The 14,347-nt window shown below is 56.1% G+C and carries 9 protein-coding genes and 2 pseudogenes; 9 read left to right on the top strand and 2 right to left on the bottom strand.

Translation table 11 applies throughout. The features are described from left to right. Positions 1–193: 193 nt before the first annotated feature. The 8 genes and pseudogenes from ACQ86O_RS02080 (at position 194) to ridA (ending at position 7,450) form a co-directional block, all read left to right on the top strand. Complete coding sequence (locus ACQ86O_RS02080) at positions 194–1,762, top strand: ABC transporter substrate-binding protein (RefSeq protein WP_431223946.1); 1,569 nt, start codon at positions 194–196, stop codon at positions 1,760–1,762. An 11-nt stretch (positions 1,763–1,773) separates the two neighbouring features. Beyond that, entirely contained in the window at positions 1,774–2,823 is a 1,050-nt protein-coding gene (locus ACQ86O_RS02085) for an ABC transporter permease (protein WP_431223947.1), read from the top strand. Beyond that, positions 2,824–3,644 (top strand): annotated as a pseudogene (locus ACQ86O_RS02090) (ABC transporter permease). Continuing rightward, positions 3,637–4,473 carry an ABC transporter ATP-binding protein gene (locus ACQ86O_RS02095; protein WP_431223948.1) on the top strand — a complete coding sequence of 279 codons (837 nt, stop codon included), beginning with the start codon at positions 3,637–3,639 and terminating at the stop codon, positions 4,471–4,473. Before ACQ86O_RS02090 ends, ACQ86O_RS02095 begins: the two are co-directional and overlap by 8 nt. After that, positions 4,460–5,176, top strand: a complete 717-nt coding sequence (locus ACQ86O_RS02100) for an ABC transporter ATP-binding protein (RefSeq protein WP_431223949.1) — start codon at positions 4,460–4,462, stop codon at positions 5,174–5,176. The genes ACQ86O_RS02095 and ACQ86O_RS02100 overlap by 14 nt, the downstream gene beginning before the upstream one ends. A 343-nt stretch (positions 5,177–5,519) precedes the next feature. Further along, positions 5,520–6,455, top strand: a complete 936-nt coding sequence (gene pyrB, locus ACQ86O_RS02105) for an aspartate carbamoyltransferase (RefSeq protein ID WP_431223950.1) — start codon at positions 5,520–5,522, stop codon at positions 6,453–6,455. A gap of 12 nt (positions 6,456–6,467) precedes the next feature. Beyond that, entirely contained in the window at positions 6,468–6,932 is a 465-nt protein-coding gene (gene pyrI, locus ACQ86O_RS02110) for an aspartate carbamoyltransferase regulatory subunit (RefSeq protein ID WP_431223951.1), read from the top strand. Positions 6,933–7,063: 131 nt separating this feature from the next. Further along, positions 7,064–7,450: a 2-iminobutanoate/2-iminopropanoate deaminase gene (gene ridA / locus ACQ86O_RS02115; protein WP_431223952.1), complete on the top strand. Its 387-nt coding sequence runs from the start codon at positions 7,064–7,066 to the stop codon at positions 7,448–7,450. Between the two features lie 174 nt (positions 7,451–7,624). On the opposite strand, the gene ACQ86O_RS02120 is transcribed toward ridA, so the two are convergent. Both ACQ86O_RS02120 and mgtA read right to left on the bottom strand, forming a co-directional pair. Beyond that, positions 7,625–10,018 (bottom strand): beta-N-acetylhexosaminidase, encoded by a 2,394-nt coding sequence (locus ACQ86O_RS02120; RefSeq protein WP_431223953.1) that lies wholly within the window; start codon positions 10,016–10,018, stop codon positions 7,625–7,627. 186 nt (positions 10,019–10,204) lie between these two features. Continuing rightward, positions 10,205–12,905, bottom strand: a pseudogene (mgtA, locus tag ACQ86O_RS02125) (magnesium-translocating P-type ATPase). A 395-nt stretch (positions 12,906–13,300) separates the two neighbouring features. On the opposite strand from mgtA, the gene treR reads away from it, so the two are divergent. Beyond that, complete coding sequence (gene treR, locus ACQ86O_RS02130; RefSeq protein WP_431223954.1) at positions 13,301–14,248, top strand: trehalose operon repressor TreR; 948 nt, start codon at positions 13,301–13,303, stop codon at positions 14,246–14,248. The last annotated feature ends 99 nt before the right edge of the window (positions 14,249–14,347 follow it).

Consider the following 14,347-nt stretch of genomic DNA (forward strand, 5'->3'; position numbering starts at 1 on the left):
GTTGCAGCCAATAACGCTGCAGCATGAAAGACGACGGGTATAGTTGATTTCGCTATATCAAATAACTCAATGGCCTTTGCCAGCTTTTTATGAACGTTCTACCGTGGCATTCTGACGGCTGAACAGCCGTAAAAAACAATGATAACAACCTCTTCTCCGTTCTGGTCTACCGGCACATTTAAGGGATACGTCTATGAAAGCCAAAGTCTTGCCGCTGTTAATTCTTGCTGCTCTTTCCACTGCCGCACTGGCCGCCACGCCACCTAATACGCTGGTGGTGGTTCAGTCACTGGATGATATCGTCAGCCTGGATCCGGCGGAGGCCAACGAGCTTTCCAGTATCCAGACCGTGCCGAGCCTCTATCAGCGTCTGGTGCAGGCCGATCGGGACAACCCGGCCAAGGTGATCCCGGTGCTGGCGGAAAGCTGGCAGGATGATGCCGCCGCCAAGACCCTGACGGTGAAACTGCGCCCACAGGCGGCCTTCTCTTCCGGCAACCCACTGACCGCCGATGACGTGATTTTCTCTTATACCCGCGCGGTGAAAATGAACAAGTCACCGGCATTTATTCTCAACGTGCTCGGCTGGCAACCGGACAATATCCAACAACAGTTGAAGAAGATCGACGATCATACTGTGCAACTTAGCTGGACGGCAGACGTCAGCCCGGCGGTGGCGCTGAATATTCTCTCCACGCCAATCGCCTCCATCGTCGATAGCAAAACGGTGCAGCCCAATGTGAAGGGCGAGGACTTCGGCAACGCCTGGCTGAAAATGCACTCTGCCGGTAGCGGCCCGTTCAAGATGCGGGTTTATCAACCGCATCAGGCGATCGTGCTGGATGCCAACCCAACCTCACCGGGTGATAAGCCGCTGCTCAGCAATATCATCATAAAAAACGTGCCGGACCCAAGCGCGCGCCGCCTGCTGATCCAGCAAGGCGATGCCGACGTGGCGCGTGAACTCGGCCCGGATCAGACCGCCGCGCTGAAGAGCCAGGCCGGTGTGAAAGTGCTGGAAATCCCTTCCGCCGAACAGAATTACCTGGTGTTCAATAGCGGTAATTCTGCCAATCCTCTGCTGAAAAACCCGGCCTTCTGGGAAGCTGCGCGTTATCTGGTGGATTATCAGGGCATCACCAAAGATCTGCTGAAAGGGCAATATTTCATCCATCAAAGCTTCCTGCCGGTTGGCCTGCCGGGGGCGCTGGAAGCTAATCCATTCAGCTTCGATCCGGCCAAGGCCAGGGCAATCCTGGAAAAAGCCGGGATCACCAACGCCAGCCTGACGCTGGACGTGGAAAACAAACCGCCGTTTATCACTATCGCCCAGTCACTACAGGCCAGCTTCGCCCAAGGTGGCGTCAAGCTCGATCTGTTGCCTGCCGCCGGTAGCCAGGTGTATGCCCGCGTGCGCGCCAAACAGCATCAGGCGGCGATCCGCCTGTGGATCCCGGATTACTTTGACGCCCACTCCAACGCCAGCGCCTTCGCCTATAACGACGGTAAAGGCAGCACGGTTGCCGGGCTGAACGGTTGGCAGATCCCTGAACTGAACCAGCAGACGCTGGCGGCGGTGGCACAGGCCGATCCGACCAAACGCACCGCACTGTATACCGCCATGCAGCAGGAACTGCAGCGCAGTTCGCCGTATGTGTTTATCGATCAGGCCAAAACGCAGGTGGTGTTGCGCGATAACGTGAAAGGCTACCAACAGGGCCTGAATGCAGATATGGTCTATTACGATCGCGTTAGCAAATAATCAGGATTGTCATGTCGGTAGCAATAAAATCTACGCCGGGTGGGGCTACCCGGCGTCTTCTTTGGCGATTGGCACAGGGGCTGCTCCAACTGGCGTTGACCCTGTTCGGCCTGTTGTTGATCACTTTCCTGCTGTCAGCACTCTCACCGGTGGATCGCGTGTTGCAGATCGTCGGCGATCACGCCAGCGCCGCCACCTATGAACAGGTCAAGCACCAGCTTGGCCTGGATCGCTCCCTGCCGGTGCAGTTCTGGCACTATCTGGAGCGGCTGGTCCACGGCGATCTGGGTATCTCCAGCGCCACCGGCCAACCGGTGTTGCAGGATCTGCTGCATGCCTTTCCGGCCACGCTGGAACTCGCCACGCTGTCGCTGGTGATCGGCGCCACGCTCGGCGTCCTGTTCGGCGTGCTGTGCGCACGTTTTGCAGGCAGCAAGCTGGATATCTCCGTGCGTTTTATCACCCTGCTCGGCAATTCGGTGCCCATCTTCTGGCTGGGTCTGTTAATGCTGTTGCTGTTTTACGCCAAGCTGCAGTGGAGCGCCGGGCCGGGGCGGTTGGATGATATCTACCAATACAGCGTCGAGGCCAAAACCGGCTTCGTCCTGATCGATACCTGGCTTTCCGGCGATATGGGTGCAGTACGCAATGCGTTGGCGCACCTGGTGCTGCCGGTCTGCCTGCTGGCTTATTACTCACTGGCCAGCATCACACGCCTGACGCGCTCCGCCTGCTTAAGCGAGTTAAACAAGGAATACGTTATGCTGGCCCGCGCCAAAGGCGCCAGTGAGATGCGGATTATGTTCCGCCATGTGTTGCCGAATATCAGCGGCACCTTACTGACGGTGATCGCCCTCGCTTACACCAGTATGCTGGAAGGCGCGGTGCTGACCGAGACGGTATTCTCCTGGCCAGGCATTGGCCGCTACCTGACTACCGCGCTATTTGCCGGTGATACCACCGCCATCATGGGCGGCACGCTGCTGATAGGCCTGTGCTTTGTTATCATTAACAACCTCACCGATCTGCTGGTGCGTTTGCTTGACCCGAGGGCGCGCTAAATGATCATGACGCGACTCAAACGCTCACCTTCCGCCACCTGCGGAGCCTTTATCTTGCTGCTGCTGGTATTGATTGCGCTGTTCGCCCCCTGGCTGGCACCGGTCGATCCCAACTGGCAAAACGCCGCCAATCGCCTGCTGCCACCCAGTGCCGGTCACTGGCTTGGCACCGACAGCTATGGCCGCGATGTGCTTTCCCGCCTGATTTATGGTACCCGCCCGATGCTTGGGCTGGTGTTGCTGGTCACGGCGATCACCTTACCGCTCGGCCTGCTGGTTGGCGTGCTTTCTGGCTATTACGGCGGCTGGATGGAGCGCGTACTGATGCGCTTTACCGATGTGGTCATGTCGATGCCACGGTTGATCCTGGCCTTTGCCTTTGTCGCCATGCTCGGGCCTGGATTGGTCAACGGCGCGTTGGCATTGGCACTCACCACCTGGCCTGCCTACGCACGCCAGGCAAGGGCCGAGATCCAACTGTTACGTAAAAGCGACTATCTGGCCGCCGCCGAGATGATGGGCATCCAGGGGCCACGCCTGTTGTGGGGCCATATCCTGCCCATGTGCCTGCCTTCTGCCGTGGTCAGGCTGGCGCTGGATCTGGCAGGGATTATTCTTGCCGCCGCCGGTTTGGGGTTCCTTGGCCTGGGGGCTCGCCCTCCGATGGCGGAATGGGGATCTATGGTGGCGGACGGTATGCAGGTGATCTTCGATCAGTGGTGGATCGCCGCGATCCCGGGGGTGCGATCCTGATCAGCAGCCTGGCGTTTAACCTGCTGGGCGATGGCCTGCGCGACTTACTGGATCCGCATCATGACTGAGCCATTATTAACCGCACGCAATCTCAACATCGAGTTTAACGGCCATAAGGTGGTGGATAGCCTTTCGCTGCATATCGGTCGTGAAAAAGTGGCGTTGGTGGGGGAATCCGGCTCCGGTAAATCCATGACCGCCCGTGCCCTGATGGGGCTGGTGCGCAAACCGGGCATCGTAACCGCCGACAGACTCAGCTACCGCCAGACCGATCTGCTGGCGTTAAAACCGCGCCAGTGGAACCCAATACGCGGCGCAAAAATCGCCATGGTGTTGCAGGACCCCCGTTACGCCTTGAACCCGGTGCGCAGCATCGGCAAACAGATTGAAGAATCCCTGTGGCTGCATAACGCCCTTACCCGGGCCGATCGCCTTGAACGGGTGCTGAACTCACTGGCGGCCGTCGGCCTGCCGGAGAGCGCTTATCACAGTTACCCCGGCCAGCTTTCCGGCGGTATGGGCCAGCGCGCCATGCTGGCGATTGCGCTGGTTAACGACCCGCAACTGCTGATTGCCGATGAGCCCACCTCAGCACTGGACGCCAGGCTGCGCAATCAGATCCTCGATCTAATCGTTGAACAAACAACCCGACGTAACATGGGGCTGTTGCTGATCAGCCACGATCTGCCGCTGGTGGCGGAACGCTGCGATCGGGTGTTGGTGATGTATCAGGGGAAGCTGGTGGATCAGGGGATCGCGGCCAACCTGCCGTTGGCGACTCACCCCTACACCCGCACACTGTGGGCCTGCCGCCCCAACGCGGCGACCTATAGCCAGGATCTGCCGGTGCTGGATCGCAGCATCGATTTTACCCGGAGCGAAGATGGCGCTGATTGAAATTGAAAACCTGCAGGTCAGTTTCCCGCAGGATAACGGGCGTAAGATCGCGGTGGAGTCGGTGAGTTTTGCCGTTGAAGCCGGGGAAACCTTCAGCCTGATTGGCGCTTCCGGCTGCGGTAAATCTACCGTGTTGCGGGTATTGGCGGGTCTGCAACGTGAATGGAGCGGTGAAGTGCGGCTGTTGGGCCAGGCTATTGCGCCGTTACAGCGTTTTACCGGCCAGTTGCGTCGTGACGTGCAGATGGTGTTTCAGGATCCTTACGCTTCGCTGCACCCGCAGCACAGGATTATGCGTACGCTCGGGGAGCCGCTAAAGATCCATGGCGAGAAACATATCCCGGAGCGGATCGGCCAGGCCCTGCAGCAGGTGGGGTTGGCTGCGGCCATGGCGGAGCGCTATCCTCACCAGCTTTCCGGCGGCCAGCGCCAGCGTGTGGCTATTGCACGCGCCCTACTGTTGCGGCCCAAACTGCTGCTGTTGGATGAACCGACCTCCGCGCTGGATATGTCGGTGCAGGCGGAGATCCTCAACCTGCTCAACCACCTCAAGCGCGAACACGGCATGACCTATCTGCTGGTCAGCCATGATGGCGATGTGGTAGCCCATATGTCCGAGCGTGCCGCCCTGATGCAGAGCGGCCACATTGTGCGCCATTATCACCGGGCAGCGCTTCAGGCCGGGGAGCATGTCCAGGACTAGCCCGGCACAGGTAAACGCCCCTTACCCTGCTCTCTCCCACCGGGAGAGGGGTTACAAGCCAATCGATTGCGAAAATTGTAAAAAACGGGTGTTTTAACGCTTGCAGAGAAAAAAGCGCGAGTATAATGCGCGACAATTTGCCAGGAGAAAGCATGAAAAACGACGTTTGTTTTGTTCGCCATACTCGACAAAACCGACTGCCTATCGGCGGCCAGCTGCCGTTATTTCCCCTGTTGCATTACCTATCATTTAAGGCCCCTCGTTGAGGGGCTTTTTTTGTCCGCAGAATTGCTTTTACATTGAAAGAACCCCGAGCCAAGGGGTTGATCCGAGGAGAGTGAACATGGCCAATCCGCTGTATCGCAAGAACATCATCTCTATTAACGATCTCAGCCGTGAAGAACTGGAGCTGGTGCTGAGCACCGCCGCCAGTCTGAAAGCTAACCCGCAGCCAGAGCTGCTCAAGCACAAGGTGATCGCCAGTTGCTTCTTTGAAGCATCCACGCGCACCCGCCTTTCGTTTGAGACCGCTATTCAGCGCCTGGGGGCTTCGGTGGTAGGCTTCTCCGACAGCAGCAACACCTCGCTCGGCAAGAAAGGCGAAACGCTGGCCGATACCATCTCGGTAGTCAGCACCTATGTCGACGCCATTGTGATGCGCCACCCGCAGGAAGGGGCTTCACGCCTGGCATCAGAATTTGCCGGTGGTATTCCCGTTTTGAACGCCGGTGACGGTTCCAACCAGCACCCGACGCAAACCCTGCTGGATCTGTTCACCATTCAGGAAACCCAGGGCCGCCTGAGCAATATCAACATCGCCATGGTCGGTGACCTGAAATATGGCCGCACCGTGCATTCACTCACCCAGGCGCTGGCCAAATACGAAGGCAACCACTTCTTCTTTATCGCACCGGATGCTTTGGCTATGCCAAGCTATATCCTGAAAATGCTGGACGAAAAAGGCATTTCCTACAGCCGCCACAACAGCATTGAGGAAGTGGTGCCGGAGTTGGATGTTCTGTACATGACCCGCGTGCAGAAAGAGCGCCTGGACCCTTCCGAATACGCCAACGTGAAGGCACAGTTCGTCCTGCGCGCCCCAGACCTGGCCGGTGCCCGCGACAATATGAAAGTGTTGCACCCACTGCCGCGTATTGATGAGATTGCCACTGAAGTGGATAAAACACCGTACGCGCACTATTTCCAGCAGGCGGGCAACGGTATTTTCGCCCGTCAGGCGCTGTTAGCACTGGTTTTAAACGCAGATTTTGCTCTTTAAGGGGGAACCGCCATGACTCACGATAATAAACTCCAGGTTGAAGCGATCAAATGCGGTACGGTGATAGACCACATTCCAGCTCAAATCGGTTTCAAACTGCTTTCGCTGTTCAAACTGACCGCCACCGATCAGCGCATCACCATTGGCCTGAACCTGCCTTCCAAAGAGTTGGGCCGTAAAGATCTGATCAAGATCGAAAACACCTTCCTGACCGAACAGCAGGCCAACCAATTGGCGATGTACGCGCCGAAAGCAACGGTAAACCGCATCGACAACTATGAAGTGGTACGTAAACTGACCCTCAGCCTGCCGGATCATATCGACGGCGTGCTGACCTGCCCGAACAGCAACTGTATCAGCCGCAGCGAGCCGGTGGCTTCCAGCTTCAGCGTCAAATCCCATGCCGGTGAAGTTCACCTGAAATGCCGCTACTGCGAGAAAGAGTTCGAACATCAGGTAGTCTTACAGGCAGACTAAAATCGCCTGTTTTGCCGGGTATGCCGCTGTTAATCTGGCGGCCACTCCTTATAATGGAGTTTCTGAAAATAATTCTACTCGATGGGTTTCAAACTGCCTGTTTAAAGCCCAAAGGGATATCAGGAGAGAAAATGTCACGTAATATCAGCACTGAACTCGCACCAGCCGCCATTGGTCCTTACGTGCAGGGCGTTGACCTGGGCAGCATGATCATCACTTCTGGCCAAATCCCGGTCGATCCAAAAACCGGCACCGTTGCCGATGACGTTTCTGCTCAGGCTCGCCAGTCACTGGAAAACGTTAAAGCGATCGTTGAAGCTGCAGGCCTGAAAGTGGCCGACATTGTCAAAACCACCGTTTTCGTCAAAGACCTGAACGATTTCGCAACCGTTAATGCCACCTACGAAACCTTCTTCACCGAACACAATGCGCCTTTCCCGGCCCGTTCCTGCGTTGAAGTGGCGCGTTTGCCCAAAGACGTGAAAATAGAGATCGAAGCCATCGCCGTTCGCCGTTAATTCGCAGCGATGTCTGATCCTGCGGCCAGCTTTTGCTGGCCGTTTTTATTGCCTCAACAAAACCAAACTTCACGGCAAAATTATCGGACATTATTTGGCCACGAAACACGTCCCTGTGACCCGCTAAAACCCTCGCACCCGAAAGCACTCCGGGAGCGGAAACTGGCACGCCAGTTACTGCACTGCGATACTGCGTAATAACCTTTCCAGCGGATAGACCGCCGCAATCACTACTTCATCACGCAGTTGCGCTGCCGCATCCAACTGTTGCTGCGCCTGTTCTGCTTCGGCCTGGGTCAACGGTTTATTCTGCTGATAATGCTCCAGCAGCATTAATCCCAAATCCGCCAACGCACTGACATCCTGCGCTACCGGTGCCAGGTCTTTCATCACCACGTTTGCAGCAATCACTTTCTTCACTGGGGCACTATTGCGCTGCCAGTTTTGCAGACGATCACGGATAGCCTGCGCCGCCGCCTGGTGATTTCGGTCCTGCAACAACAACGCCACCTGGTTATCAAGGCTGCGCACCGCACGGCTTTCTGGAGGCAGTGCATCGGCAAACCGGTTGAGTGGTTCAAACTGATGGTAATTTCCGGCTTTGAATTTCAAATGGTGGCGTGTGTAATACTGCGCGGGCTCCACGGCTTCAGCGAGGATCTGCAACGGGGTGATATCTACGCTGTTAGCCAACCGGGTAAACTCACGCGCCGTTTCAGCGTGTTGCTGCAGCCCGACCGAAACCACCGACCAGGCATCGACTGCGGCCAGCCGTTGGTACATATTATTTTCATCCGTGACATCTTTCGCTGACCATAAACGTTCCGCTACGGCGAAGGTACGTGGCCATAATTTGAGATCGAGGATCGGTGCGCGAATATTTTCTGCCCAGAAAGCGGCTTCCCCACCCAGAATATTGGCCTGATGCTGCTCATCCGGTACCACCGGCATTTTGCCTGCCGGGATAGCCGCCAGCTTGTTGCCAGTGGTCGGGTAGCGTACGTTCCCCACCAGGGTATAACCACTCAGTTGATCCTGTTGCAGAGTGAATACCGGGCGGGTATCCCCCATCCAGGTATCGATGCGGAAAGTCACCTGCTGCGGTGTACGCCATTCAATATTCTGTACTGCCCGGCGGGATTTCCCGTTGAAATCAATAAATCCACGCCAACCCTGTTTGCCCTCGATCAACGTAAAAGAACCTTCTACCGGGCTGCCCTTCAGGCGTGGCATGGTGAACTGCCAGCTTTGTGCCCGTTCCCCGGTTTGCACTCCGGTGTCTAGCCCCAGCGGCTGCGGCAGAATTTCGTTGCGGTAGTGGTAAGCGGTACTTTGGGGCTGATCAAGATAGAAACCGGTTGAGAGGATCCCCTGATAGCCATCCTGCGCACTTGCCCCCAAAGAATCAGGCCCTTGCCAGGATTGGATGACGATCGTACGCGGCAGGGTCGGGTGATAGATCTCGTCCCAACCCACCATGCGGCGCTGGTGCTTTTCGAGGATCTTTTCCAGCTTTTGGTTAAAGAAGGCTTGCAGCGCGTGGGTATCCGCCAACTGATTCTGCTGCATAAACGCCTGTATGGCTTTCGATTCTTTCCATTGGGTAGCATCCACCTCATCGCCACCAATATGTAAGTAGGGATCGGGGAAGATCGCCGTCAATTCCCCGATTATGCCATCAACAAACTGATAAACCTGGTCATTGGCAGGATCGAGGGTGGGCTTGTGCACGCCCCATCGGCGTTCCATCTGATAAGGCCCCGGCGCGCTCAACAGCTCAGGGTAAGCGACAGCGATAGTGGAAGCGTGGCCCGGCAAATCGATTTCTGGCACCACACGAATGCCGCGCGCCGTAGCATAGGCAACAACCTGCTGCATCTGCTCACGGCTATAGAAATGGCCATCGCTGGCCAGTTGCTGCAGCTTTGGATAGCGCTCGGAGGCAAAACGCCAACCTTGATCGTCAGTCAGGTGCCAGTGAAACACGTTAAGTTTGGCCGCCGACATACCGTCTAGCTGGCGCAGAATATCCTCAAGCGGCAAGAAATGGCGCGCCGAATCCAGCAGTACACCGCGCCAGGGGAAACGCGGAACGTCTGTGATACTGACTAAGGGTATAAACGTGTTTTCACCGTCAGTTTGCACCAACTGCAATAGCGTTTCCATGCCACGCAGCGCGCCAAACCGGGTATTGGCGTTCAGCGTCGCGCCTTGCGGCGTCACCGTTATCCGATAACTTTCATCGCTGTCCGGCAGGGGCTGGGCTGCAACCTGATGCTTGATGATGATATCTATGGTTGCCGCCCCGTTTTTCTCCCCTTGCGGTGAAAGCGTCCAACCGGTTTGCATTGCCAGGCGATCACGCCAACGAGCTTGCGCGTCCCCTAAATCATCACCTTGAACGTTGATCGCCAGGCGGTGATCCAGCACCAATTTACCTTGTGGCTGCGCCAACTCAACCTGTTGCGGCCAAGGCATTAAAGGCAGATCGCCAGCCGGTTGGGCTAGCGCACTGAAGGGCAATAACAGCGAAGAAGCCAGTAATGTATAACGGCAGGATCTGTGCATTAAAAATTCCTCAGAGGAAAAAAATCAATAAAGCCAATGAGGTAGATAAAGACTGAGCAAGCCACAGATGTCCAACGGCAAGGGCAAAATAGTGCGATAGATCACAGATTGGTTTGGGCTGGGGAGTGTGGTCAAGATGTTCCCCCTCTCACTTAGGGAGGGGGAAACATCAATGCAATGATGGCGTTATTGCCAGCCATAGCGGCGCACAAACCAACCTTTGACGCACTGGGTCAGCACCATATAACCGGCCAGGATCGCCACCAGCCAAGGGAAATAGCTGAGTGGCAATGCCTGCAGTTGCAAGAACCCGGCCAGCGGCGAGAAGGTCAGGCCGATACCGGTGGCAATCACCGCCAGCGTCATCACACACAGCGGCCATGACGGGCGGCTCTGGATAAACGGTATTTTGCGCGTGCGGATCATATGCACGATCAGCGTCTGCGACAGCAACCCTTCCACAAACCAACCAGACTGGAATAGCGTCTGCATTTCTGGCGTATTGGCCTTGAATACGTACCACATCAGGCAGAAGGTCAATACGTCAAAGATCGAACTGATCGGGCCAAAGAACACCATAAAGCGCCCCAGATCGGCGGAGCTCCAACGCTGTGGCTGGGTTATCTGATCGTCATCAACATGATCGAACGGAATAGCGATCTGCGAAATATCATACATCAGGTTCTGGATCAGCAGATGCAGCGGCAGCATCGGCAGGAACGGCAAAAAGGCGCTGGCGATCAGCACGCTGAAAACGTTGCCGAAGTTGGAACTGGCGGTCATCTTGATGTACTTCAGCATATTGGCAAAGGTACGGCGGCCCTCGATCACCCCCTGCTCCAGCACCATCAGGCTTTTTCCAACAAAATGATATCGGCAGCCTCTTTAGCGATATCCACTGCGGAATCCACCGAAATACCAATATCTGCCGCACGCAGCGCCGGGGCATCGTTAATGCCATCCCCCATAAAGCCCACCACATGGCCCTGCTTACGCAGCAGTTGCACGATACGTTCCTTATGCAACGGCGTCAGCTTGGCAAATACCGTCGTGCGTGCCGCAGCCTGCGCCAGCATCTGGTCATCCATCAGTTCAATCTCACTGCCCCGCAGCACTTGATCCGCCGCCAGACCGACGTCTTTACACACTTTGGCGGCCACCAGTTCGTTGTCACCGGTGAGGATCTTGACGGTGACGCCGTTCTGTTTCAGCGCAGCCAATGCCGGGGCGGTGCTTTCTTTGGGGGATCGAGGAAGGCGATATACCCTTCCAGGATCAGATCCGATTCATCCGCCACGCCATATTCATGGCCGGTGGCTGGCAGGATCTTGTTAGCCACTGCCACCACGCGCAATCCCTGCTGATTGAGATCGTCGGTAATACGGCGGATACGCGCCAACAGCGCTTCGCTGATGGGGATCACCTCCCCTTCCTGCCGCACATGGCTGCAGATCGCCAGCATCTCCTCCAGCGCCCCCTTGCATATCAGTTCGTGATATTCCATTTCTTTGGCTACCACCACCGACATACGGCGGCGTTCAAAATCGAACGGGATCTCGTCCACCTTACGGTAATGTTGCAACGCATCTGGCTGTTTGCTTTCATCGGCACAGTTAAGCACCGCCACATCCAGCAGGTTTTTCAGCCCAGTCTGGTAGAAGCTGTTCAGCCAGGCATAGCGCAGCACGCGCTCGCTGTTGGTGCCAAACACATCGGTATGGCGCTCCAGCACGATCTTGTCCTGCGTCAATGTGCCGGTTTTATCGGTACACAAAATGTCCATGGCACCAAAGTTCTGGATAGCATCCAGACGTTTGACGATCACTTTCTGACGCGACAGTTTCACCGCCCCTTTCGCCAGAGTGGAAGTCACGATCATCGGCAGCATTTCCGGGGTCAGCCCGACCGCGACCGAAAGCGCAAACAGCGCCGCTTCCCACCAGTCACCTTTGGTGTAGCCGTTGATCAGCAACACGATGGGCGTCATCACCAGCATAAAGCGGATCAGCAGCCAGCTCACTTTGCTGATGCCACTCTGAAAAGCATTGGGCTGTTCATCCTGGCTGGTGACACGCTGCGCCAACTGACCAAAATAGGTTTCACTGCCAGTGCCGATCACCATCGCCAGCGCGGTGCCACTCACCACATTGGTGCCCATAAAGCACAGGTTCTGGCCTTCCAGCGGATCGCTGATTGTGCTGCGCAGTTGCGCCATTTTCTCTACCGGCAGCGATTCACCGGTCAGCGCCGCCTGGCTGATAAACAGGTCTTTAGCCGACAGTAGGCGCAGATCTGCCGGGATCATATCCCCTGCCGAAAGCTTGATGATGTCCCCCGGCACCAACTGCGAAATCGGCAGTTCGCAATGTTCACTTCTACCGGTCAGTGCATCGCTGCGGATCACCGTGGCGGTGTTACTGACCATCGCCTTCAGCGCATCCGCCGCCTTGTTGGAACGGGCTTCCTGGATAAAATGCAGCAACGTGGAAATCAGCACCATCAGGCCAATCACCAGCGCACCAATCAAATCTTCGGTGGCATAGGAAATTAAAGCCAATACGGTCAGCAGCAGGTTGAATGGGTTACGATAGCAATGCCACAGGTGGAGCCACCCGCTTTCGGTCTGCTGGTTTTCAATGACGTTGGCGCCATACCGGCTACGTGCGGTTGCCGCTTCATGTTCGGTGATCCCTTCCGGGTGGCTGCCAAAACGCTCATAAAGCTGCATTGAGCTGGCCGCCGCGCATTCCAGGCGTTGTTGTGCCAAACCGGCGGGTAACTCATGCGCCGTTCCGCTAACGCTTTCCAGCAGGGTATCGCGCCGCACCAGGCGGCGCGGCAAGTTGCGGCTGAGCAGACCCAGCAGCTGATGGGGGAGTTTTTTAATTGCATAGTTCGCACCTCATCACCCAATACCTCACGGCAATGGGTGAATGGTGAAGCTGCCAATGGGTACGATTTTCGGGCACGCCAAAAAATCATCCGCCTGAGCAGATCCTTTTTTATCAATAAAAACAGGGGCGAATGCCGCTGCTTACCTAAACCGGTAAAACAGCAGCGCAAAGCGATGAGGTTTTACCGGGGAGCCGAATGGATGTTGTCGGGCTCGGATCTGGGTCCATTAAGGGATTAACCTCCGGTAAGGAAAAAGTGGGAACAGCAGTTGCGGCTATTCCGTTTTGCGTCACGATGGCGACTTTGCATCAAGATCTGTGCTGTAAAATACGCTATTGTGACAAGCATGCGAAGTTTAAGCCTATTAACCTAAACGATAAATAAACCATGCAAAACCGGCTGACAATCAAGGATATCGCCCGCCTGAGCGGCGTGGGTAAATCCACCGTATCACGCGTGATGAACAACGAAGGCAGCGTAAGCCCACAGACCCGAGAACGCGTAGAGGCGGTGATCCGCAGCCAGGGCTTTACCCCGTCAAAATCGGCGCGCGCGATGCGTGGCCAGAGTGACAAAGTGGTGGCCATTATCGTTTCCCGCCTCGATTCGCCTTCAGAAAACCAGGCCGTGCGTACCATGCTGCCGCTGTTGTATCAGCAGGGTTTTGACCCGATCGTGATGGAAAGCCAGTTTGAAACCCGGCTGGTACAGGAACATCTCCATGTGCTGCAACAGCGTAACGTCGATGGCGTGATCCTGTTCGGTTTCACCGGCCTGAGCGTTGATATGCTAAAACCCTGGCAAAACAAAATGGTGGTGGTTGCCCGTGAATACCCGGGTATCTCCAGCGTCTGTTATGACGATGACGGCGCCGTGAAGCTGCTGATGCAACGTTTGCGCAAGCAGGGTCATTCTCATATCAGCTACCTCGGCGTACAGGAATCTGATGCCACCACCGGGATGCGCCGTTATCAGGCCTATCTGGATACTTGCCAACGGCTGAAACTCACCCCTCTCGCCGCGCTGGGGGAGCTGAGCTATCAGAGCGGTTTTCAACTGGCCGCCAGCGTGATTGAACCGCAAACCTCTGCGCTGGTATGCGCGTCTGATACCATCGCCCTTGGTGCGATGAAGTACCTGCAACAGCAGCACATCCCACAGTTACAGGTGTGCGCCATCGGTAATACGCCGATGCTCAATTTCCTGTTCCCCGAGACATTCTCTGTCGAACTGGGTTATGGCACCGCTGGGCAACAGGCAGCATTACAGCTGTTGGGCCAGTTAAGCGGCGAACAGAGCATTCGTCAGATCATCATCCCCAGCAAACTGGCCTGAAGATAAAGCCCACCGGGCTAAAAAGGTCACTAATTATCCGTTTTGTGATCTCTGCTCCAAGTTGGGAACGTTCCCATTTCCTAAAAACCAGCGAGTAGC

Origin of the sequence: Serratia sp. L9, assembly GCF_050632285.1 — a bacterium.
Lineage (GTDB): Bacteria > Pseudomonadota > Gammaproteobacteria > Enterobacterales > Enterobacteriaceae > Chania.

Bases quoted from the DNA above. Each gene is read 5' to 3' on its own strand.
- ACQ86O_RS02080 (WP_431223946.1), top strand. From the start codon at position 194: ATGAAAGCCAAAGTCTTGCCGCTGTTAATTCTTGCTGCTCTTTCCACT.
- ACQ86O_RS02085 (WP_431223947.1), top strand. From the start codon at position 1,774: ATGTCGGTAGCAATAAAATCTACGCCGGGTGGGGCTACCCGGCGTCTT.
- ACQ86O_RS02095 (WP_431223948.1), top strand. From the start codon at position 3,637: ATGACTGAGCCATTATTAACCGCACGCAATCTCAACATCGAGTTTAAC.
- ACQ86O_RS02100 (WP_431223949.1), top strand. From the start codon at position 4,460: ATGGCGCTGATTGAAATTGAAAACCTGCAGGTCAGTTTCCCGCAGGAT.
- pyrB (WP_431223950.1), top strand. From the start codon at position 5,520: ATGGCCAATCCGCTGTATCGCAAGAACATCATCTCTATTAACGATCTC.
- pyrI (WP_431223951.1), top strand. From the start codon at position 6,468: ATGACTCACGATAATAAACTCCAGGTTGAAGCGATCAAATGCGGTACG.
- ridA (WP_431223952.1), top strand. From the start codon at position 7,064: ATGTCACGTAATATCAGCACTGAACTCGCACCAGCCGCCATTGGTCCT.
- ACQ86O_RS02120 (WP_431223953.1), bottom strand. From the start codon at position 10,018: ATGCACAGATCCTGCCGTTATACATTACTGGCTTCTTCGCTGTTATTG.
- treR (WP_431223954.1), top strand. From the start codon at position 13,301: ATGCAAAACCGGCTGACAATCAAGGATATCGCCCGCCTGAGCGGCGTG.